The organism is Leptospira levettii, from assembly GCF_002812085.1.
In the GTDB taxonomy this organism is placed as follows: Bacteria; Spirochaetota; Leptospiria; order Leptospirales; family Leptospiraceae; genus Leptospira_A; species Leptospira_A levettii.
Map to the genome: position 1 here is coordinate 888,630 of NZ_NPDM01000001.1, position 21,038 is coordinate 909,667.

Consider the following 21,038-nt stretch of genomic DNA (forward strand, 5'->3'; position numbering starts at 1 on the left):
TCTCATGAAATGATTGTTTCCTTCTTTTTGTGTTTGGAGTTGATCAGATAAACTGCCAACATTGCCAACGCACCACCAATGATAACAGGGATTTGTACCACTTCATCCAAAATCAAATAACTACTCAAATAAGCAGAAAGAGGAACGATAAAAATGAAACTACTCGCAATTTCGGATCCAAGTCTTGTGGCTGCATAAAAATAAACAGTTGTTCCAAAGGTAGTTGAGATCACAGTCAGATAAAAAATTGCAAACCAAAAGGTATAACCAAAATCCCAGACCTTCCAAAAGTGAGGGTCATTCCAACAGAACAAAAGTTCTAAAATTGATCCAACACCATAGACATAAAAACTATAAGTAATTGGAGACATTGATTTCCCTGTTTTTTGACTATTCAGTGAAAGTATTGCCCAGACAAAGGAACATAACAAAAAGAATAAATTACCAGATAACAAAAGATAATCGATACTGATTTTCCATACTTGTAGAATCACCAGACCACCAATAAATCCAAAAAATAGACCTAATACTTGTCGTTTGCTTATTGATTTTTTTTGAACTAGAAAAACGATAAAAAACGTTACAATTGGATTTAAAGTTGTAACAAGAACACCACCAGCTCCTGGTAATCCATTCTTTAAACCCAAAAAGAAAAATTGATTGTATAACGTATAAATGATTCCTCCGATGAGGACATTCCAATAATCCGTTCCTGATTTTAAACGTATTGGCAATCGCATAACAAACAAAATTGGTATCACAGATAAAAAAGTAGCAAGAAACCTCCAAAACACTAATACTGGGACTGGAACAGAACCTGCAATCATCTTGGCAATAGGCCAAGAGAATCCCCAAGAAACCATCGCAAGAATCAGAAGTAATAAAAATTTAATGTTCAAATGAAGTTTCCTTTAATTAAAAAATTCAAACAATATGTCGTAAGAAAAGACAATGGTATTCCAATTCCTAACATAAGACTCGCTAAATGTGGTGATATGTTTTTTTCAATTGTTATGACAGTTGATGTGACCATTGGTGCCATAGCCGATTCCAATAGTATGGTTTGGAATAATAATTGGTCGTTTTGGATTGGTCTATAAACGTAATATACTAGAATAGGAGCTAAGACCAATTTAAATCCTAATCCGATTAGTAAATACTTTCCATGTCCTGCACTTGTTCGCAGATCTAACATAAATCCTACAGATACCAAAGCAAGAGGTGTCAAAGTATCACCTAGTCGTAGCAATACGATCTTTAATGAATTTGGATACTCAATCTGTCTGGTTAATATTGCAAAAACCAAAGCATAAATAGGAGCAAAACCAAGGACTCGTTTGACCAAGGTTACAATATCCCATTTACCATCCATTGCAATCGAGGCAAGTATGATCCCAGGAAAACTGAGCACCATAAAGGTACCAAGTTGGTCTGCAAGAATTCCATATCCCAACGATTCCTTACCAAGATAAGTTTCTAATAATGGAAATCCTACAAAGGAAGTATTTCCAAGACCTGCTGTTAATACCAAACAAACAGTGGTTGGAAATGTCATAATTTTAAGTTTATACAAAATCAAAAAAAACACCAATGCAAATCCAAATACCAACCAGGGCATTGATGTTGGCATGAGTGCAGAAATATTGATTTTTAATTCATGTACATGGTACAAGACGAGTGAAGGTAAAGAAACAAAAAGGATAAATCCATTCAGAACTTTAGGAGTGTTTTCGGGAAACTGTGGCAGTCTTCGAAAGAGTAATCCAAGACCAAAACAAATTCCCAATAATAAAAAATTCTCCATTTTAGTTTAAAAAGAAAGAAACGTCTCAAGCGCTTTAGGTTCAAAAAACACACCATCTTTTTTCCTTGGTGCTTCCATTCCATCACGAACCATTTCCGCATATCCTTTCGCAAAATATAAATACTTTGTAGGTAATTTTGCCTTAACATCGTGGACAGTTTGTTCTATCAATTCTGCCAAAACAAATACTTGGTACGTTAAATCTGCGATGTATACACGATTCATGTCTTTCCAATCTTTGGACTCTTCTTTCAAACAATGAGTTAACTCTTTACGTTTTTCTTGGAAGATTGTATTGACAGTATTTAATTCTGAAATTTCTCCAACGTGGGCCGTTAATTCATCAAGTAGAGATTGGAATGCAAGATATACTTTTGGTTTTTGTAACGCATGCAAACAATGATCAGTAATGATCAAATGTGTTCCTTCCCAAGTTTCATTGATAATGGAATCATTATGTAATCTTGGTAATGGAGAAAAATCTCCAATAATACCATTTCCACCCAATGTTAATATTGCTTTTTGTGTGATATAACTTGCTTGTGATGATGATTTGTATTTTAGAAGTGGAACTGTGATTTCTGCTGCATCATGAGAAATTTCGGTTAGGTGAACTGAGCGAAAATTTACAAAACTATTTGTCGTTTGTAGAATTTGCATCTCAGCAAGTGTTTTCACAAAGGATGGAAATTCTAAGATTTTTTTCCCATAAGCTGTTCGAAACTTTGCATATTCCGATGCTTCCATTACAGATCGCCTAGCATTTCCACAGGAACCAAGACCAACATGAAGACGGGATGTTTTGATGATATATCGAATTAAATTGACAAGACCATGGCCAGGACGACCAAATTCTTCAGCTTCCACACGATCATAAATGATCTCCACAGTAATTTTTCCACGAGAACCAATGATGTCTTTTTTGCGAAGGATATGATGGCCATTCAGTTCTCCATTCTCTTTGATTCGTGGAACCAAAAACATTCCAACTGTATTCGTTCCTTCGATTTTTGCAGTTGTTACCCACAAATCACCTGGATTGGAACAAAACCATTTTTCTCCCGTTAACTCCCATTTGCCGTTAGGAAGTTTTTTCGCTAACGTCCGGTTGGCAGACACATTACTTCCACCCACTCGTTCAGTCACATATTGACCCGCCATAAAATGAGACTCGCTTCCTTTGCCGGCAACAAGAGGTAAGTATTTTTTCTTTTGTTCTTCTGTTCCTATTTTTTTTAAAGCAAGGATCATTCCATCCGTCATTGCCAACGGACACGCGACTCCACCTTCTCCATTTAAATTCATTAAATACGTTAGCGCATAACGATGAATATGTGTGAATTCGTATTTCCATTCTGGGTGGAAATCTAAATTGACAACACCATGGTCATAGGATATTTTCCGTGCTAATTTTTGTTCCTCAGAGTATTTTACAAAATCAATTCGTTTTCCAGTTCGATCATATTTGATCACTTCCCCATACTTTCCTTCTTTATGGCACTCTTCGGTGAGTTCATCTAATATCCCACCTACCAACTCCCCGTATTTCCGGATGTGATCTACCATCGCTTGTTTGTGAGATGGATCGTATGTTTCAGAATATCTTTCTACCATCCTTTGTAAGGCTGGATCCATATCGTAAAAATTCTTACCACGTAGTCCTTTGTACTCGGAAATATCAAAAGGTTGTAAAGATGGATGTTCAGAAATATGGTGACTCATATCTCCAGTTCAGAAAATGGAATAGGATTCACTAGCAAAAAAGTCACCCCGATATGGAATTGGTTTAAGAGACAAATTTATGGTCCAAAAAACGGAAACAAAAAAGTCCAAACAGATTTTGCACGATGTCATTTTTGAACTGCAAAACGTTTCCGAAGCCATGCAGTGGTTTTTGTCATATGACCGACTTTCCGAACTCTTAGAAATCCGAAAGGAAGAATGCCTACGCAAAGTTTACCAATTTAAAGCAAACAAACCGCAAATGACACTTTCTGGTGGATTCCATGAAGTTGATGGTGACCTACTAGTCGATTTTTTAGCTTGGAATTTAGAATTAGATGAAGTCGCCGAAGAATTTTTAAAGGGTGGTATTTTTTTTAGCGAACGACCGTTATATGAACTCCGAGAATCCTATAAATCTCTCATCCAAAAAACAATCGCTAACCACAAGTTGGACCAAGAACTTTTGCTTCTACTGACTGCTGCAACTATCGATTTTGATGATGCAGTGGATTCTTATCTCATGGATAAGTTTGAGATTGATTTTTTTGTACGTAGGTCTATCCATCAGTTTTTAGAAAAATTTGAAATCCATCCTGAATTTGGTGCCGAAGAATTTTTGTATGAATATTTAAAAAGTCTGATCCCTACAAAAATATTAAATTTTCGTGATATCACTCGAGAATTCCGAGATCGCACCTATTATGAATTATATGGTAGATTTAGAGAAACCAAAAAGAAAAAGAAGAAAAAAGCCGTTCAATCTGTATCTACAGAAGTAAAAGATCTTCTCACTTTTTTTGATTTAGAACCTGGTGCAACGATCGTTGATGTAAAAAAGAAATTCAAAGAATTATTAAAAAAATACCATCCAGATATCAACAAAAAGGGAGAAGAGATGACCAAACGAATTATATTAAAATACAATCGTTTGGTAGAGTTGATAGGAACTTAGTTGGTTCCAATTGAATGTAAAAAACTGTTTTATTTGAATTCGAAATGATATCTCACTTGGATTTCATCTTTTGCTTTCATAAAGAGTAAGGATGGATTTTCCAATTCAAATTCAGAAAATTTTACAACCACAATACCGTCTACTTGGAACTCACCTGATTCCAAAACTTTTACATTTGCATCAGTCGAAAAATCCCTCGTATTTCCATGGATCATCAATTTACCTTTGATGGTATAGTTTTGTTCGTTTGTTTTCGAAGGTAAAATCGATTCTATTTTGACTTGGACAAAAGGTGTATCGGGGTAACCTAAAATTTCTTGCATATGGGAATCACGATTGGAATCACCGGTTGAAATTTTTAAAATTGGAATTTTGATTTCAAACGGACTCTTTAAATTGTATTTTCCATTTGAGCCTTGTAAGTTAGGGTTTCCCATTTGGATTTCATTGCAAACACCTGTTACATTTTTAGTTGTATGTTCGACAAAAAATTCAATTTTCTTTTTTGAAACTTCAATTGCATGCAATTGCATTCCAGACAATAAAATGATGAATGTTATGATTAACTTTTTCATTCTAAAAACCTTTTCCTTCCTTTTAAAACGTAATCACAAGCAGTGCAATTGACATGGCACCAAATCCCGCCCAACCAACTTGTTCCATTTGGTGTGCAGCTCTCGGGCCTTCTTTTTCGATTCTTGCTCCTAGTCCAGGTAAGAGTAACATGGAAGCTAAATGAATCGGAATCATTGCTTTGTGCGCAAAGATTGGACTATAAATTCTTGGCCCATCGGTTTCGTTTTCAACATCCGTGTCAATTTTTGAAGGAGAAAAAAATGCCAACCCTGCCGTAATGGCATACATACTAAACGTTGCCATCGCTAAGTTTTTATGAAGATCACCGGAACGTTTTGCCTCCCATTCTTCATTTGCTTTTAAGGCAAAATACAATCCGGCATTGTTGGTTGGGTCTTTGAGTAAAAAATAATCTGCTGCAATACTATGCCGATTGAGAGGACTCAACGCGACCAAGTACATGGGATCATTTGTTGCGTATTGTGGGTTTGCAAGGAGAAGGCCCTGTGCATATTGGTCTGATTTTCGATACAGAGATTCAGACGCTTTATCACCTTCCAAATTGGTAGCTAACCAAAGGGCTAACGTTGTTAGACCTGCAATTTGGTGCCATTCTAAAAGATTCCTTCTTCGTTTCAGTGACTCTTTTGTGACACTTGGTTTTGGGTCGTTTTGTAAGTATGGTATAGACTGGGCAAATACTGTTGAAGTATAAAACATACAAACCAACATAACAAAGTATACTCTCATGATTTGAATTTTAGAAAACGAACTCTTTATTGTAAATAGGTAATCTTTCCATCCCATTTATAAAATAATGGATATAATTTGCAGATGATGATGGAACCAATTGAGAAAAGAATCGAATTTCTTTTTTCGAAGAAGTTTGCTGTTTGCCAATTTTGAATGGAAAAGAGTAAAAGAATCGGAGTGGATAGGATTGCAAACACTCGCCCAGTATCATAAGTCATCATGGAAAGCAGATAACAAAAAACAAATCCTAAGATAGAGATTGGCATTCGATACATGATATAAACCACGAAGGGCCATAGTCCATGGAATAATCCAACGGTACCAAGTAAAAATTCCGATTGGTTCATGCGGATAAATTCATTACCCCACATTTTTGAAAAAACAGAAACACGTGTTTGGTTCCAACCAATTGGCGTACATTGCAAAATATAAAAAAGGAACAAAACATACATAACAAATGCAAAGACATAAGCACCGAATAAAATCTTGGTTTTATCTTTGTGGTATACCAGATAAAATACATTCACAAGTAATACAAGTGCCAACATTTGAAATAGATGATTGGTCATTCCTAAAAATAGAACGAAAGACAAATATAGGATTTTTAACTTCGGTAAAAATTCTGAATACAAAAGAATCAAATACAAAGTTATCAGTAAAAATGTAATAGGATCAGAAAAACCAATCCAAGTTTGAAAGATTAAATAAAGAGGGGAAGAGGATAGGATGAAACATAAGGAGATAGCCAACAACCAATCCAATCGATGTGCAATAAATCCTACAAAAATGACCCCTGAAAGGATTGTGAACCAATTTAAAATGAAAACAAGATCCTCTGGTTTTGAAATGAGTCCAGAGACCCATAAAATCCAAGGTGTAAAAAATTGATCCCATTGTGTATTTTCTGTCCAAGGATTCAGAATCAATTGATAAATACCAAAGTTAAAAACCTTAGCTGCCATCTTCGCATCAAACAATACAGGTGGTAACTTCAGTAAGATAACGAAAGAAATAATACTCACTAAAAATGTTTTAACGAATGGAAAAGAGAGTTTTAAGTTCAATTTCATTTCGGAATCGAGATTGGTATTGATCCTTTCCAAGTGCTCATCCCACTCCCTTCAATAGGATACGGTTTTCCTAAATACTTGGGAGGTGTGTCCCATTGGATGTCCCACCAAGCAAGCATCCTCGCCGAAAATTCTCGAAACAAATAATAGGTTTCTTTTTTATAGGTTCGTAAATTGCATTCGTAACCGTATAACTCTAGTTCTAACTCTTTTCCAAGATACATCGCTCTCGGTAAAAAAAAGGACTGGCTTACAAAAATAGCTTTAGTAACCAGAAACACTTCTTTTGCTCGGATGAGTGTATCCAATGTCCGAAAACCAGCATGGTCCACAAAAATATCATCGGGTTTCACGTGGTGGGACAACATGTACTCGAGCATTGGTCGAAGTTCGTTATAATCTGTTTTCCCATTATCACCAGAGAGTAAGATTTTTTTGACCTTACCTGCTTTGTAGAGTTCCAATCCGCAAGCCAAACGGTCCATGAGGATAGGAGATGGTGTTTTTCCATACACGGCAGCACCAGGAACAATGGCAACATCTGCCTCAGGGATTTCCGAAGGATGATTGGTGTGAACAGAGTTTTCATATAGAAGCCAAAATCCTAAATTGGATGCCAATGTGACAAAACTAAGAATTCCAAAAATAACCAACAATCGCAGAAACAGGGATTTCCACTTGACCCGTGAAAGGAATCGGAGCGTCTTATTTATGTAGGAATCGCGGTTCGTCATGAAGAAAAAAATTAAAGAGATTACGTCTGTTTTTTCACAAGACAATCCGAAAATCAAGAAACAGATTGATAAGGTGAAAGAAAAAGGTCACCAGCGGATGACCATTCTTGTCATTCCCCATGGCTATGATAGTTCCTTTCACTTCCAGATTTCACACTTTACCATCCTATTTTTTTTAGGCCTCACTTTAGGTCTATTGAGTTTAGCAATTTATGGAATTGTTGGTTCCAATAATACACAAACTCAAATCAACCAACTTTCCAAAATTTATGGAACCTATTTTGATACTTACATCACTCATGCAAATCAATTAGAAGAAATGAAAGAAGAGTATTCCAAACTCAACGAAAACATGTTGGAACTTTTTACTCTGATTGATGGGAATGATGATGAACTTTTAAAAATTCCAGCAGAGGATTGGATTGAATCATCAGCTATTGAATCCTTACAAAAAGAAGAAAAAGAAGACAAACAATTGGATGTAGGTCGTAAGTATCTGAGTGAAATTTACGAATTGCGACAATTAAAACACCGAATGGATAATTACCAACGATTGGTAGAAGCAAATTTTCAATTTTTGTACCAAAGATCTGATATCTTATCTCGTTCTCCATTGTTTAATCCTATGTATTCCTATAATTTAACCTCCCCATTTGGAATGCGTAAATCACCTACTACTGGTTATTGGGAATACCACGACGGTTTGGATATGGCAAATGCTGTTGGAACACCTATCTATGCGTCTGCACCAGGGAGAGTTGTTCGAGTCACTTACTCAAACGTAGGTTACGGACATCATATCATCATCCAACATGATTTCGGCTTTAGTACGTTATACGGACATTGTTCGAGAATTTATGTTCGTTCTGGACAAGAAGTAAAAGCGGGAGAACAAATTGCAGAAGTTGGAGCAACAGGAAATGTCACTGGACCTCACCTTCATTATGAAATCTTTATTTCGGAAGAAGGAAAAACGGATCCAGAACAATACATGCAAGCGGGAGTATACTGATTGCCTAAAAAAACAAAAACCGAAGATCCAAAAAAAAGAATTTTGGAACTTCGTAAAGAAATCAATCGTCACAATGACTTATATTATAAAAACAATGCTCCGATCATTTCTGACAAAGAATTTGATCTTCTTGTTAAAGAACTCCAAAAATTAGAAAAAGAAAATCCCCAATTCGCAGATTCCTCTTCGCCAACATCACAAGTAGGTTCAGACCTTAGCCCTCAATTTAGTAAATTCAAACACAAAGTTCCTGTATTATCTTTAGAAAATACTTATAATGAATCTGAACTTTCCGATTGGCTAGATAAAACCGGTATAGAAGAAAATTATTCCTTAGAATGGAAAATTGATGGCGCCTCCATTTTGTTATACTATGAAAATGGAAAACTGACTCATTGTGTGACAAGAGGAACTGGTGGAATTGGTGATATCGTCACAGAAAATGTGAAAACCATTTCTTCCATTCCACAAAACTTATCTGAACCGATGAACCTCACAGTTCGTGGCGAAATATTTATGACCTTCGCTGATTTTGAAGAATTTAATGAAGAGTATGGTGGAAAATTTGCGAATCCTAGAAATTTAGCCGCAGGTTCTATCAAACAAAAAGATCCACTTGAAGTCGCAAAACGACCGTTACGAATTTTTGTTTATGATGTTTATTTTTCTAGTTCAAGAAAAGGAATCAACTCTCATAAAGATATTTTAAATGTATTAAAAAAAGAAAAATTCCCTCTCGCTCCTGACACAACTATACTTTCAGGAACCAAGTTAATTAAAGAAATTGAATCATTCCGAAAGAAAAAGGACAAAATGCCATTCCCCGTGGATGGACTTGTCATCAAACTCGATTCCTTAAACTTACGGGAAAATCTTGGAGAAACAAGCCATTCTCCACGATGGGCAAGGGCTTTTAAATTTGATGCCCTTCTAAAAGAGACAACGATAGAAGAAATTGATTTTGCGATTGGGCGCACCGGTAAAGTCACACCACGAGCAAGAGTGACTCCCATTTCCCTCGCTGGAACCACTGTTACTTACGCCACCTTACACAACCAAGATTATATTGACCAACTTGGTGCTGGAATTGGAGCAAAAGTACTCATCTCCAAACGAGGAGAAATCATTCCCGCTGTCGAAAAAGTAACTTTTCCCCCAAAGAAAGTTTTTGTTTTACCAGAAGAATGCCCATCGTGTAACACAAAATTAACGAAAGTAGACGATTCTGTTGATTTGTTTTGTACAAATCGTCATTGCCCAGAAAGGAAACTCAACCAACTCATTTTTTTCTGTAGCAAAAAACAAATGAACATCGAAGGTCTTGGTGAAAGGCAAATTCAGATTTTTTTTGAAAAAGGTTGGGTAAAAGACATTCCTGACCTATATACATTAGAAAAATACAAAACATCCATACTAGAGTTAGATGGCTTTGGCGAAAAATCAGTCAAAATCATATTTGATGCCATAAACAAATCCAAGGAAAAGGATTTTCGTTTCACTCTTCCATCCATTGGATTAAATGAAGTTGGCCCGAAGGTAACAGAAATCCTCATCGAAAATGGATATGATTCCTGGGATAAACTGCTCACATTAGCGAAATCAAAATCAGCAACCGAAGAACTTACGGCCATCCATGGAATTGGGCCACGAACCATTGATGCCCTTCTCAACCATTTAAAAGACAAAGAAACATTAAAACTGGTAAACACCCTCATCAAATTTGGCCTTAAATTCCAAGCAGACCAAACCGAAAAAAGCGAATTACAACCGTTTGTTGGCCAAAGTTGGTGTGTCACTGGAAGTTTTGAAAATTTCCAACCTCGTGACCTAGCCATGGATCTCATCACAAAACATGGTGGTAAAAAAGTAACAGGTGTTTCCTCCAAAACAACTCACTTACTTTATGGACCAGGTGCTGGATCCAAACTCGACAAAGCAAAGGAACTTGGTGTGACTTTGGTATCGGAATCAGAGTTCTTAAACCTTTTGAAAAAAGAAGGGATTTCGATATAAGCCATTTATATTATTGGATTGATCTGATTCATTTCATTCCATTAATAGATCCCAACTTCAACGATCCAGATACACGAAAGGATAAAAACAAATGATGTTCTTAGATATTTTACCTAAAGATTCTCTTTTAATTAAATCTTACCATTCAGGTGAATTTGTTTATCAAAAAGGAGAATCTTCATCTGAAGGCATCTGTTTTGTTTTAAATGGAAAGGTGGAAACGGATCATATAGACCAAGAGAATCATATTGTCAAATTAGTGATTAATCAGTTTAAATTCTTTGGATTATCTGCGTTTGTTAGTAATATTAGAATGGATACTGTTAAAGCGATGGAAGACGGAACAAAAGTATTATTCATTTCCGAATCCGATTTTAGTTTTTGTATGAATGCAGATTCTCAATTTATCATTAGAGCAATTCAATACATGATGAATTACATTCAAACAATTAATATTGATACAAATCATGACTTAATGCGTTCCTTCAAGCTCAATACTATTTTAGACCAAGTTGATCAAAATCGTTTGGCTAAAATGAAAGAACAGAATTTACGGATTCATTCTCAAATCTATCATTCTAGATTTCGTTTAGTAAACCCTGGCCAATTTGTTTATTCGGAAGAGAACTTAGTTGATTCTGATTTATACTTAATTCTTGAAGGAGAAGTTGTTCATTATGTTAACGACCCAAAGGATCCAACAAAAGAAATCCCTATCTTACGATTAGAACCAGGATATATATTCGGTTTCATCAAAAAAGATGCAAATAAAGGACATGTCTTAAATGTAAGAGCAGGATCAAATGGAGCATTAACAATTCACCTTGATTCAAACTTACTGAGACAAGTGGCAAAAAATGATGAAATGGTCGCTTACTCTATATTCCAAACCTTATGTTTGCTTATGGCAATGATCGAAAATTTATGCATTTGATAATCTAGAATTTTTACATTCTCATCTAACAAACATAATATATAATTTGGTAAACCCCTTCGGCGTTTGTAAGAGGTAAGTCAATTTACATCCATTCCTCCGCTATTAGAACCAACAAAAAATCCCAATTCATCTCATTAATTTCTTGACATGCAGGTAATTACCTGCATGATGAATTTACGTGCAAAAAGAAGGAAAAGGGACGGACCTTATATTCAAGGCAATGGCAGATCCGAACCGGAGAAAGGTTCTAGACCTTCTGTTCTCTAAAAATGGACAAACTCTGACCCAACTCTGCGAACAACTCGACATGCAAAGGCAATCGGCAACCCAACACATTGAGATTTTGGTCAAGGCAAACCTGGTAACAGTGGTTTGGAAAGGAAGAGAGAAACTTCATTTCCTAAACCCCGTCCCAATTTACGAGGTGTATGCGCGATGGGTGCGCAAATTTGAAGAGAATCGTTTAGGATTTTTACACGAATTAAAAACACAATTGGAAGGAGAGAATCATGGAACCACTTAACTTTGTTTATGTGACTTATATTCTTAGCACACCCGAGAAGGTATGGAATGCAATCGTCGATCCCGAGGTGACAAAAAAATATTGGTCCGATCCTTTGTCCAAAAATCCTGCTCATATTAATGTATCAGAATGGAAAGTTGGTTCTTTTTGGAAACATGTGAGAATGGATGAAAATAAGACCGTTGATCTTGTTGGTAAAGTATTGGAAGTCAATCCTCCAACTAAATTGGTTATTTCTTGGGCAAGACCAGATGAAATGAATGATGAATCCATACATTCACGAGTTACTTTTGAAATTTCCCATTATGCAGATGGTCTTGTCCGATTGGCAGTTAATCATGAAGGTTTAGACTCACAAATGTTTAATGGCATATCAAATGGTTGGCCTAGTGTTCTATCCAATTTAAAAACATACTTGGAATCTGGATTACCTCTCGCAGGTCATATCAATGAGAAAAAATGAAATTATTTTCTGAAAACAATCAGAAGTAAGTTGATCACCTAACTAGAAATGATAGGTTCTATCGATATGAATCAATTCAGATTTCTAAAATTGAATCGACGATACCCTATCATTTTATTATTCTTTTTTAATTGTATGTTATCTAAATACCTAGGAGAGATTCCTCGCCTTGATGAAAAATCCGAATCGCATTCCATTCACATTGTAAAAATCTCTGATCATTTACCATTTAGCCACTACCAAACGGTTGCTGGTGAAGAACGAATGGTTTATACCCAAGAAGATTTAATCAAGGGAATGCAAATCTACAAAGAGAAGTATTCAAATTCAAAACCAAAATGGGAATATGCAAATCTCGAAGAATACCTTTTCGAAAAAAAGAAAATGGATCCTATCAAATTAGATGGGGTCATCCATTTTTTAAAAAAAGAAAAGGATCCATATGTTTTTATCAGTCATCGTAAAATACAATATGATTGGGGAACGGTTGATTGGAAGGACAACAATGAAAACTTGATTCTTACAGACTTTTATGGACAATATTTCGAGGATGATTGGAGTCCTTATGCCTTAGTACTAAATCTAATTCCAAATCAAATTGTTGGTACAGGAATATTTCGTTTTCTAATCAACGAGGAAGTAGTAGAATTTCAAGCAAACGCACGTAAAACGATCTGGCGACTACCAATTCGTTATTGGGCCCATACACATATATTCACCACGCAAAATGGAAAAAACAAATCTCCGATGTTGATCCAAATCAGTGATCCCAATGATCGTACAAAATCACAAAATGGACTGTATTTCATTTATCAAGTGACAAATTGAAGTCATTACATATTGAAATCAATTTCCATTTTCAATTTTTGAATCCATTGTGAGGTGACTTTTAAGTTTCCATTTTTTAAACTACAATCATGAAACAATTTTTATACCTCATCAGATATTTGATTTTGTTTTTTCTTTTCAGCAATTGCATCCAAAATCTAGCGGAATGTCCTGTGGATACTTTAACGTTAAAAACGGAATGCGAAAGCCAAAAAAAGGAAACACAAAATAAACGAACAAACCTGCTAGGAATCGCGAGCCTTGCTTTGAGTTCACAGGGAACATTATCTGGAAAAGCGTTAGAGTTTTACAATATTTTGGAAACCTACAGAAGGAATGGTTCTTATACACTTTCCAATGGAACCACTCGAACGTTTTTAAATGCCTCCCAATGCGCTGGTTCCACATCCCAACACAGGGCATTGAACATTGCCGCACAAAAACACAATGACAACATGGTTCGTTTCAATTTCTTTTCCCATACTGGCCAAGATGGTTCCACTCCAACCACACGAGTGAAAGCAGAAGGTTTGGATATTGGGGCAGGAGAAAATATTGCTGCAGGTGTATCTTCGGCCGAAGGAACATTCGACCAGTGGTGGAATTCCTCTGGCCACCGTGCCAATATGGAGAATTGTAACTACACTCATGTCGGGATCGGCTATACAGCCCGGGAAAGTATCAATGCAAACGCTAGTTATTCGTATTACTGGACCAATGTGTTTGCTACGATCCGTTAGAAGTAAAAAATTCTGCTCATTTCAATCTTTCATATTCTATATAACTAACACCAAGATTAGCAGGCGTTAGTTATACCTAAAAATCTCAGCTATTCCTACCAGGGAACAGCCTCATTGTTCCAAGTCGTAAACGTTCCTGTTGGATCTTCAGGTCCATACATCGCAACCCTCACAACTTCACGAGCACCATCTTCTAGGCTTTCGAAACCTTCGAAGTTGGTCAGTGCTGACTTCGTAAAACCAGGAGATACTAAATTCACTTTAATCTTAGAATCTTTTAATTCTAACATCATCGACAAGGTAATCCCATTCAAGGCAGTTTTAGAAACTGCATAAACAGGATTATAAAACGAACGATAACCTGAGTTAGGGTCTGAGTTTAAGGTGAGAGAACCAAGTGTGCTCGATACATTTACAATACGCGCGTCACTTGATTTACGAAGAAGTGGTAACATGGTTTGGTACACTGCTAATACACCAAAAACATTGGTATCCCAAACCGTACGTATCTCATCAATGGAAGCGATACTTGCTTTTGCAGATTCCATATATTCGACCATGGATAATCCAAGCCTTTGCATTCTCGTATTAGAAATTCCTGCATTATTGACGAGTAAATCAAGCCGTCCCAATTCTTTTTGAATTTTCTCCGCTGCATCTGATATTGATTTACGATCGGTAACATCCAATTGGATGGCCATACTTCCAAAACCAATTTCCTGCGCAGCTTTTTCACCTCGTTTTAAATCACGTGATCCAACGAGCACCAGCATCCCATTTTTAGCCAAATCTTTTGCCACTTGGAAACCGATCCCCTGGTTTGCTCCCGTAACGAGAGCGATTCGTTTATCGTTTTTTTCCATTATTTTAATCCTCTTTTTAAAACTTTTCTGTATTTGCCCTAAAAGGTTGTATCCTTGGGTATATACGGTACCGATTAGTTTCGGAACTAACGAGTACCGTATTCTGACATTGAAAATTTGAGATTTCTCGGTCAAGAAAAAAAGATAGATTCTCTATACAGAAATCATTTGCCAAACTAATCGAATTTCGATTCGTTTTATATGAGTTGCAAATCCTGAGGAAATTCGATTTCTGAGATTTGTACTGGTATAATTGGATTCCAATGGTTAAGAAAAAGAAAGTATCCGATCCAAAAGTTGTCTCACCACCTCCGCCTACCCTTGGCCGGAAAAGAGACCCATCGCTTGATATTTCGATCATGAACGCTGCGCTTGAGATTTTAGCCGAAGAAGGTTTTGATGGAATGACAATGGATCAAATTGCTACCAAGGTGGGAACAGGTAAGGCTGCGTGTTACCGCCGTTGGCCTTCCAAACTCAAACTCGTCAAAGATGCATTGATTTGGATGAATCGAAATCAATTGGAGCTTGAAAAAATCCCTGACACAGGATCTCTCAGAAATGATTTTTTAGCCTTACTAAAACCCCATTCCATGGAAGAAGCCAATGCAAAACTTAGAATCCTTGGTGGTCTCGGTACGTTTTGGTTAGATGAAGAAATCGAAACAAAAGGAATCACTGAAATCTTTGGACCGTGGATGGAAGTGAACCGAACCTTGATGCAACGGGCCATGGAACGTGGTGAAATATCCAAAAAAGCAAACGTAGAACTTGTTTGTAAAGTGATGAATTCTATGGCTACTTACCGAGCTCTCATCGAAAGAAAACCACCCGACAAATCTCTGTTTATTGCCCTCATTGACCAAGTGGTGATGCCAGCCTTAAAATACCCTGGTTAACCCTTTTGGGCGCCTCGATTTGGTTAGTTGGCAATTATTTGTTTCAAAACCGACCGCGCTATTCGCTCCAATCTTTCCAATCCTATAAAATCATCAAATTCAATCGAAGATGGAAAGGATTTCCGCTTCTATCGCTGACGCAAGGGCAAATTTTGTTTTTTCACTTTGTATCATTTTATGGTTCTAGAATGATTTTGGAACCAACGCTTTCTGGTTCAAAACCAAATAGAATCAAACCTATCTGTGACCTCAGAATGTTTTACGGAAACATAGAAAACACTAGATACCTAAAATTGATAATGGGAAGTTTTGTTTTTTTAACCCTTGGATCCATACAATAAAACCTTCTAAAACTTCAATTGCTCCTTTTTTATTTGCTGAAATTTCCTTTATGATCAAATCCTTTTTCACTGCTGAATACAATGTTGGAGTTATGGTATATAAACATTCATTACAAATCTCGATCAACCTTTGTTCCAATAAAGTTTGAAGGATTGGAATTTTTGTTTCCGGGAGTTCATTAAATGCATAATGATCATACCCCTCTAAAATTGATTCGATGACATCTTCAAAAATGGAAAACGTAGTTTCGTCCATAAAAATCGAATTCTCATTCCAACACTTACCATTGTATCTCCCTGGTAAAAATTCAATGTATGCAGTGCCTTCTAATTGTTTTGGATCATTGTAAATATTAAATTCTAATGGCATCGTGAATAGATAAACGAATGATTTAGTTAATGAATGTAAAAAGATTTTAAGTACAAAACATACATTGGTATCAATTAAATTGATAAATCAAATACAAAACCAATGTGATTGGAACAAGGAGAGTCCATTGATTATGATTTGAAATCCATGAACTTTCTTTTACTAACTTAATTGAGTTCAACTTATATAAAGTATAGATGATGCCTTCAGTGGTGAGAAAAATGAATCCAATGATCAGTAAATAGGCGGTAGTATCATCTAAATCTTGGATCCAAACAATTTGTTTAAAGAATTTCAATCCCAAATAAAGGAAAAAACTCATACAATAAGAAAGTAAAACTGCGAAAGTAACAACAGGTTTATTTTCAACCTGCATTCTTTGATCACATTCTTTACATTTGATCGTGAACGGAGGTGGATACGACATCACTCGTATAAAATTAACATTTGTTTGGCAATGAGGGCAAGTATACTTGTAATTCATATTGTTTCTAAGTTCCATTATTCCTTTTTATCTGAAATCGTTTCAATTCAGTGGGTAATAAAAATGTACCACATCTTCTGCACGCCCCCCAGTCGACTTGTAAAAATCCAAGGCGTAGTCATCAGCTAAATCTGCTTGTACAAATACCTCTTCCATTCCTTTCTCTTTGCAATAAGAATTGATGGAAGCGATGAGCGATTTACCAATGCCTTTCCTTTGTAAATGTGTCTGCACCGCTAAATCGTAAATGTAAACAAGTGGTTTTTCCGAGTAGTATTGTCTCAACAGATAAGCTGTGAGTCCTGCAACTACCTTTCCTTCGATCACCGAAACAAATACAAAAAAATCATCACGTTCTAAAAGGGATTGGAGGTAAGCTTGATTCGGCATTTGAAACTCTTTCATTTCAAATACATCTTCAAATACGAGAATGAGTTCGATAAATTCCTTTAACTCATTTGCCGATAGTTTTTTTGTTTCTACAGGTAACATGAACAAATGAATCCTTTTGCATATTTGATTTTAAAAGTTGCATTGAAAACGATTTAATCTATCAGTTTAAAACATTTGATTGGACCATGATACCAATTCATTTGATTCTCTCTAATTTCCCCTTTCGTTTTACAATATTTTTATAATCCCATTGGATTTTTTTAGCTTGGGATAACCAAAGTTTTAGTTCTTTTTTTTTGATTTGTTTTACATCCGTATAGCGAACCTCGGATGCTTTAAAACTCCCTTCTGGTGTGAGGCCTTCTATCTCAAAACTTTGGCCACTCCAAAAAAGAAGTCGGATACATGACTTTAACTTACTATAACCAACGATTGGATTTCCTTCTAAAAACCAAACTGGATGAGCGTGCCAAATTTTTTTCTCAGCTTTTGGAAGGTTTGTGTTGATCACTTCATACAAGAGATTACAAATTTCTTGATCTGTTTGGGATAAAGATTGGTGATAGTTTTGAATTTCTTTGTCCATCTAAAATCTCACCGTCCTTACCCAAACATCAGTTAACAGAACGATATTACTTACAAACCTTCTTCACTGTAGAAACTACTTTCACATCAACTGTTGGCCAAAGTTTACTCACACCATCAGAACCTTTATGTAAATCATTACACTCTGCATTTAATTTTGATAAACCTTGTGTTAGACCGAGTGTTGCCACATCCACTGTTCCCACAACTTCTACTGTTTCATCCTTCCATACAAAGTTTACGGGAACGGATGTTTTGAATTTTCCAAATTGTAAGTGTAATTTTGCAGTGCCAATTTCTCCTGATGTGAGGTCAGAAAAATGACCAGTTAACTTTTGATTTCCTTTTACAGATCCAAAGAAAAACTTTTTGATTTTGGCATCTCGGTCTGGATTAGATGAGTTTACGGACAAACTGTCAATTTGGAATCGAATTTTTTCTGCGACACCAAACTTTGATTTGTCTTTCGTTTTTCCCGTGACTCGAATGTTGTCGAATTTACCTTTAACACCTGTTTTTTCAGTAAACTTGAACGCTGTCCATTCTAAGTTGGTTTTGTTAGGATCATACTCATATTCACAATTTTCTTCTGCAACAATTGGCCCGAAAATGCCGACAATGAATAAAGCTAAAATAGAATAAAAAATTTTCATAGAATCCTCTATTCAAAAATAGAAAATCAAAAACTAAGTTTTGTCAAGAGGAGTCTAAAGCACGAATTGAAATTCACATGTTAAAATTAATAAAATCGTTGCTTCGCCATTTTCGAAGCCAACTCTTCAAAACAAAGGAAATCGAACTTCCCATACGACTTTCGACTGGTGAGTCTCTCGCTCAGTCCATTTTAGATTTTTTATCTGATTCTTTAAGTATCCAATCCGTCCCTAGCCAAATCTTGGAAGGATTCCGATCACTTCGTAGCAAATTCCCACACGAAGCGAAATTGGAATTTCTCGACTATTTAATTGCAGCTTCTCACCAATACCAAATCAAACTCAACTTTGTCCAAAAATCTATTTTAGAGATTCGAAGTTATATCACAAAAGAAGCACCTTTTTTATTTCAAATTAAAAATAAGGAACTTGGTCTTCCTGAATTTTATGCGATTTTGGGATACCATGCATCCTCATACCTCATTCGACCACTACACAATCACATTGGTGAAGAAGAATGGGTTTCAGAAAAAGAGTTTTTAAAACTCTTCGAAATCAAATCAACAAAGGATGTTGTGGATTGGATTGTCGCAGAACCAATATTTCCTTTTTCATCTCAAAAGGAAATTCATTCCACATCGTCTGCAGTCAAAAATGCAATCAAACAAATCTATCACCTCATACGCATTGAGTCAAAAGATGTTTGGATTGTTTTTATATATGGAATTGGAATTGGAATTTTATCTTTAGTAGTTCCAGTTGCTACCTCTTCCTTAGTGAATATTGTTGCCTTCGGGGTTTTGTTACAACCTGTCATCATCCTCACTTTCTTAGTTGTATTCTTTTTGGGTTTTGCAGGGGCAATGCAAACCATTCAGATTTATGTGGTAGAAATTTTACAACGAAGAGTATTTGTTAGAATTGCCACTGAGTTTGCTGTTCGTTTTCCAAGAATCAAACAAGATGCCTTAGACAAACACCATAATCCTGAACTAGTGAATCGATTTTTTGATACAATGACGATTCAAAAATCAATTCATTCATTATTGGTTGATGGATTGGCCGTTGTATTAACAACCGTTATAGGATTCGTACTCATATCATTTTACCATCCTATTTTTATAGTTTTTTCTTTGTTTATATTGGTTGTTGGTGGTTACGTTGTCATCTACCAATTAGGCAAACCTGCTTCCGAAAACTACATTAAAATTTCGAAAGAAAAGTATAAGGTAGCTGCATGGCTCGAGGAAATTTCAAGGCATTCCGCTTTATTTCATTCCACGTTTGGATCTCATTTTGCGATTGAAAGAGCAGATTCTATCATCCGCGATTATCTTTTTGCTCGCAAAAAATACTTTTCTATTTACATCAAACAAATCATTGGACTTGTCGGCATACAAGCGTTAGCAAGTGCGATCGTACTCGGAATTGGTGGGTATTTGGTCATTCATAGACAATTGACAATTGGTCAATTAGTTGCAGCAGAGTTAGTGATTGCAAAAGTTCTTAATGATATATCCAAGTTTGGAAAACAATTGGATAGTTTTTATAGTTTGATAGCAGCAGTAGATAAAATTAATTCCGTTTTTCATTTACCGACATTAACTGCGAAAACAGTTCCATTTGAAATCCCGAAAGGACCAATCCAAGTACAATTATCAGGTGTGGATTATTCTCTGGCCAATGGACATAAAATTTTCAATCAATTCAATTTGAAAGTCCAAGCAGGAAAAACAATTGGTGTCACTTCCAATACACCTTACGATGCTCATATCTTACTTGATTTACTCAGTGGTCTAAGAGAACCAAACTCCGGAATCGTTGAATACAACCACCAAAATATCCATGAAGTTTCCAAAGAACAGATCCAAACGTATACAGTTCTCATCCGAGGGAATGAAATATTTGAAGGAACCATTTTGGAAAATATCCGTGTGGGACGAGAAGAAATTTCTCTCATTACTATACGAGATCTTTTAGAAGATTTAGGTCTCTGGAAAACAATTCAATCATTACCGCAAGGAATCCACACACAACTGTTAACCTTTGGGCATCCATTTGACAATGTCCAATCTGCATTGTTAATCCTAACGAGAGCAATCATTGGCAATCCGAAACTGATCCTGATTGATGGAATTCTTGACCAATTACCACCACCAATGTTAAGTTCTTGTTTGAAAGTTTTGTTCCAAAAAAATCGGGAATGGACAGTATTCATTGTATCCAAATCACCAACCATTCTGGGACAAACAGACCAAATCCTACGCTTGGAAGATGATTCTCATTCCTTAAAGGTTAATTCATAAATCACTATGAAAAC

The 21,038-nt window shown here is 36.0% G+C and carries 23 protein-coding genes; 10 read left to right on the forward strand and 13 right to left on the reverse strand.

What is annotated here, in order from left to right; translation table 11 throughout:
* Positions 1–2 precede the first annotated feature (2 nt).
* Genes CH354_RS04060 through CH354_RS04070 form a run of 3 tightly spaced genes read right to left on the reverse strand, consistent with a single transcriptional unit; the run spans position 3 to position 3,526 of the window.
* Positions 3–899 (reverse strand): DMT family transporter, encoded by an 897-nt coding sequence (locus tag CH354_RS04060; RefSeq protein WP_100725483.1) that lies wholly within the window; start codon positions 897–899, stop codon positions 3–5.
* Positions 896–1,804, reverse strand: coding sequence for an AEC family transporter (locus tag CH354_RS04065; protein ID WP_100725484.1), 909 nt, complete (start codon positions 1,802–1,804; stop codon positions 896–898). The genes CH354_RS04060 and CH354_RS04065 overlap by 4 nt, the downstream gene beginning before the upstream one ends.
* A 6-nt stretch (positions 1,805–1,810) precedes the next feature.
* Positions 1,811–3,526 (reverse strand): acyl-CoA dehydrogenase family protein, encoded by a 1,716-nt coding sequence (locus CH354_RS04070; RefSeq protein ID WP_100725485.1) that lies wholly within the window; start codon positions 3,524–3,526, stop codon positions 1,811–1,813.
* A 79-nt stretch (positions 3,527–3,605) separates the two neighbouring features.
* Between CH354_RS04070 and CH354_RS04075 the strand changes: the two genes are divergently transcribed.
* The gene (locus tag CH354_RS04075; protein ID WP_100725486.1) at positions 3,606–4,481 is read left to right on the forward strand and encodes a molecular chaperone DnaJ; all 876 of its coding nucleotides are present in this window, start codon (positions 3,606–3,608) and stop codon (positions 4,479–4,481) included.
* A 29-nt stretch (positions 4,482–4,510) separates the two neighbouring features.
* On the opposite strand, the gene CH354_RS04080 is transcribed toward CH354_RS04075, so the two are convergent.
* The 4 genes from CH354_RS04080 to CH354_RS04095 are packed head-to-tail and all read right to left on the reverse strand — an operon-like array spanning position 4,511 to position 7,614.
* Positions 4,511–5,056 (reverse strand): YceI family protein, encoded by a 546-nt coding sequence (locus CH354_RS04080; protein WP_100728777.1) that lies wholly within the window; start codon positions 5,054–5,056, stop codon positions 4,511–4,513.
* Between the two features lie 22 nt (positions 5,057–5,078).
* The gene (locus tag CH354_RS04085; RefSeq protein WP_243395952.1) at positions 5,079–5,807 is read right to left on the reverse strand and encodes a hypothetical protein; all 729 of its coding nucleotides are present in this window, start codon (positions 5,805–5,807) and stop codon (positions 5,079–5,081) included.
* Positions 5,808–5,833: 26 nt separating this feature from the next.
* Positions 5,834–6,880 carry a hypothetical protein gene (locus tag CH354_RS04090; protein WP_243395953.1) on the reverse strand — a complete coding sequence of 349 codons (1,047 nt, stop codon included), beginning with the start codon at positions 6,878–6,880 and terminating at the stop codon, positions 5,834–5,836.
* Positions 6,877–7,614, reverse strand: coding sequence for a SanA/YdcF family protein (locus tag CH354_RS04095; protein ID WP_100725488.1), 738 nt, complete (start codon positions 7,612–7,614; stop codon positions 6,877–6,879). Before CH354_RS04095 ends, CH354_RS04090 begins: the two co-directional genes overlap by 4 nt.
* On the opposite strand from CH354_RS04095, the gene CH354_RS04100 reads away from it, so the two are divergent.
* The 7 genes from CH354_RS04100 to CH354_RS04130 all read left to right on the forward strand — a co-directional run bounded on the left by CH354_RS04100 (position 7,613) and on the right by CH354_RS04130 (position 14,130).
* Positions 7,613–8,626, forward strand: coding sequence for a M23 family metallopeptidase (locus tag CH354_RS04100; protein WP_100721671.1), 1,014 nt, complete (start codon positions 7,613–7,615; stop codon positions 8,624–8,626). The two genes, CH354_RS04095 and CH354_RS04100, sit on opposite strands and share 2 nt — an antisense overlap.
* Positions 8,627–10,639, forward strand: coding sequence for an NAD-dependent DNA ligase LigA (gene ligA, locus CH354_RS04105; protein WP_100728779.1), 2,013 nt, complete (start codon positions 8,627–8,629; stop codon positions 10,637–10,639).
* Between the two features lie 91 nt (positions 10,640–10,730).
* The gene (locus CH354_RS04110) at positions 10,731–11,573 is read left to right on the forward strand and encodes a cyclic nucleotide-binding domain-containing protein (RefSeq protein WP_100725491.1); all 843 of its coding nucleotides are present in this window, start codon (positions 10,731–10,733) and stop codon (positions 11,571–11,573) included.
* 181 nt (positions 11,574–11,754) lie between these two features.
* Entirely contained in the window at positions 11,755–12,099 is a 345-nt protein-coding gene (locus tag CH354_RS04115) for an ArsR/SmtB family transcription factor (protein WP_100725493.1), read from the forward strand.
* A complete protein-coding gene (locus CH354_RS04120; protein ID WP_100725494.1) occupies positions 12,086–12,562 on the forward strand; it encodes an SRPBCC family protein in 477 nt (158 codons plus the stop codon). Before CH354_RS04115 ends, CH354_RS04120 begins: the two co-directional genes overlap by 14 nt.
* A 66-nt stretch (positions 12,563–12,628) precedes the next feature.
* Positions 12,629–13,390, forward strand: a complete 762-nt coding sequence (locus CH354_RS04125; RefSeq protein ID WP_100725496.1) for a hypothetical protein — start codon at positions 12,629–12,631, stop codon at positions 13,388–13,390.
* A 173-nt stretch (positions 13,391–13,563) separates the two neighbouring features.
* A complete protein-coding gene (locus CH354_RS04130) occupies positions 13,564–14,130 on the forward strand; it encodes a CAP domain-containing protein (protein WP_243395954.1) in 567 nt (188 codons plus the stop codon).
* Between the two features lie 95 nt (positions 14,131–14,225).
* Here the strand turns inward: CH354_RS04130 and CH354_RS04135 are convergent, their stop codons facing one another.
* Entirely contained in the window at positions 14,226–14,993 is a 768-nt protein-coding gene (locus CH354_RS04135; RefSeq protein ID WP_100725499.1) for an SDR family NAD(P)-dependent oxidoreductase, read from the reverse strand.
* A gap of 263 nt (positions 14,994–15,256) precedes the next feature.
* On the opposite strand from CH354_RS04135, the gene CH354_RS04140 reads away from it, so the two are divergent.
* Entirely contained in the window at positions 15,257–15,892 is a 636-nt protein-coding gene (locus CH354_RS04140) for a TetR/AcrR family transcriptional regulator (RefSeq protein WP_100766288.1), read from the forward strand.
* 279 nt (positions 15,893–16,171) lie between these two features.
* Here the strand turns inward: CH354_RS04140 and CH354_RS04145 are convergent, their stop codons facing one another.
* The 5 genes from CH354_RS04145 to CH354_RS04165 all read right to left on the reverse strand — a co-directional run bounded on the left by CH354_RS04145 (position 16,172) and on the right by CH354_RS04165 (position 18,718).
* Positions 16,172–16,603: a hypothetical protein gene (locus CH354_RS04145; RefSeq protein ID WP_100766289.1), complete on the reverse strand. Its 432-nt coding sequence runs from the start codon at positions 16,601–16,603 to the stop codon at positions 16,172–16,174.
* Between the two features lie 70 nt (positions 16,604–16,673).
* Positions 16,674–17,087, reverse strand: a complete 414-nt coding sequence (locus tag CH354_RS04150; RefSeq protein ID WP_125172362.1) for a hypothetical protein — start codon at positions 17,085–17,087, stop codon at positions 16,674–16,676.
* A 42-nt stretch (positions 17,088–17,129) separates the two neighbouring features.
* Complete coding sequence (locus CH354_RS04155) at positions 17,130–17,579, reverse strand: GNAT family N-acetyltransferase (protein WP_100725503.1); 450 nt, start codon at positions 17,577–17,579, stop codon at positions 17,130–17,132.
* 97 nt (positions 17,580–17,676) lie between these two features.
* On the reverse strand, positions 17,677–18,066 hold the full coding sequence (locus CH354_RS04160) for a DUF1801 domain-containing protein (protein WP_100766291.1): 390 nt from the start codon (positions 18,064–18,066) through the stop codon (positions 17,677–17,679).
* Positions 18,067–18,112: 46 nt separating this feature from the next.
* Positions 18,113–18,718: a YceI family protein gene (locus CH354_RS04165; protein ID WP_100766292.1), complete on the reverse strand. Its 606-nt coding sequence runs from the start codon at positions 18,716–18,718 to the stop codon at positions 18,113–18,115.
* Between the two features lie 77 nt (positions 18,719–18,795).
* Here CH354_RS04165 and CH354_RS04170 point away from each other — a divergent pair, with 77 nt between their 5' ends.
* Positions 18,796–21,024: an ABC transporter transmembrane domain-containing protein gene (locus tag CH354_RS04170; RefSeq protein WP_100766293.1), complete on the forward strand. Its 2,229-nt coding sequence runs from the start codon at positions 18,796–18,798 to the stop codon at positions 21,022–21,024.
* Positions 21,025–21,038: the final 14 nt, after the last annotated feature.

Excerpts from the sequence above, each read along its gene's own strand:
- CH354_RS04085 (WP_243395952.1), bottom strand. The coding sequence starts at position 5,807 with ATGAGAGTATACTTTGTTATGTTGGTTTGTATGTTTTATACTTCAACA.
- CH354_RS04070 (WP_100725485.1), bottom strand. The coding sequence starts at position 3,526 with ATGAGTCACCATATTTCTGAACATCCATCTTTACAACCTTTTGATATT.
- CH354_RS04120 (WP_100725494.1), top strand. The coding sequence starts at position 12,086 with ATGGAACCACTTAACTTTGTTTATGTGACTTATATTCTTAGCACACCC.
- CH354_RS04125 (WP_100725496.1), top strand. The coding sequence starts at position 12,629 with ATGAATCAATTCAGATTTCTAAAATTGAATCGACGATACCCTATCATT.
- CH354_RS04145 (WP_100766289.1), bottom strand. The coding sequence starts at position 16,603 with ATGCCATTAGAATTTAATATTTACAATGATCCAAAACAATTAGAAGGC.
- CH354_RS04090 (WP_243395953.1), bottom strand. The coding sequence starts at position 6,880 with ATGAAATTGAACTTAAAACTCTCTTTTCCATTCGTTAAAACATTTTTA.
- CH354_RS04150 (WP_125172362.1), bottom strand. The coding sequence starts at position 17,087 with ATGAATTACAAGTATACTTGCCCTCATTGCCAAACAAATGTTAATTTT.
- CH354_RS04095 (WP_100725488.1), bottom strand. The coding sequence starts at position 7,614 with ATGACGAACCGCGATTCCTACATAAATAAGACGCTCCGATTCCTTTCA.
- CH354_RS04110 (WP_100725491.1), top strand. The coding sequence starts at position 10,731 with ATGATGTTCTTAGATATTTTACCTAAAGATTCTCTTTTAATTAAATCT.
- CH354_RS04080 (WP_100728777.1), bottom strand. The coding sequence starts at position 5,056 with ATGAAAAAGTTAATCATAACATTCATCATTTTATTGTCTGGAATGCAA.
- CH354_RS04160 (WP_100766291.1), bottom strand. The coding sequence starts at position 18,066 with ATGGACAAAGAAATTCAAAACTATCACCAATCTTTATCCCAAACAGAT.
- CH354_RS04140 (WP_100766288.1), top strand. The coding sequence starts at position 15,257 with ATGGTTAAGAAAAAGAAAGTATCCGATCCAAAAGTTGTCTCACCACCT.
- CH354_RS04075 (WP_100725486.1), top strand. The coding sequence starts at position 3,606 with ATGGTCCAAAAAACGGAAACAAAAAAGTCCAAACAGATTTTGCACGAT.
- CH354_RS04170 (WP_100766293.1), top strand. The coding sequence starts at position 18,796 with ATGTTAAAATTAATAAAATCGTTGCTTCGCCATTTTCGAAGCCAACTC.
- CH354_RS04155 (WP_100725503.1), bottom strand. The coding sequence starts at position 17,579 with ATGTTACCTGTAGAAACAAAAAAACTATCGGCAAATGAGTTAAAGGAA.
- CH354_RS04065 (WP_100725484.1), bottom strand. The coding sequence starts at position 1,804 with ATGGAGAATTTTTTATTATTGGGAATTTGTTTTGGTCTTGGATTACTC.
- CH354_RS04135 (WP_100725499.1), bottom strand. The coding sequence starts at position 14,993 with ATGGAAAAAAACGATAAACGAATCGCTCTCGTTACGGGAGCAAACCAG.
- CH354_RS04165 (WP_100766292.1), bottom strand. The coding sequence starts at position 18,718 with ATGAAAATTTTTTATTCTATTTTAGCTTTATTCATTGTCGGCATTTTC.
- CH354_RS04100 (WP_100721671.1), top strand. The coding sequence starts at position 7,613 with ATGAAGAAAAAAATTAAAGAGATTACGTCTGTTTTTTCACAAGACAAT.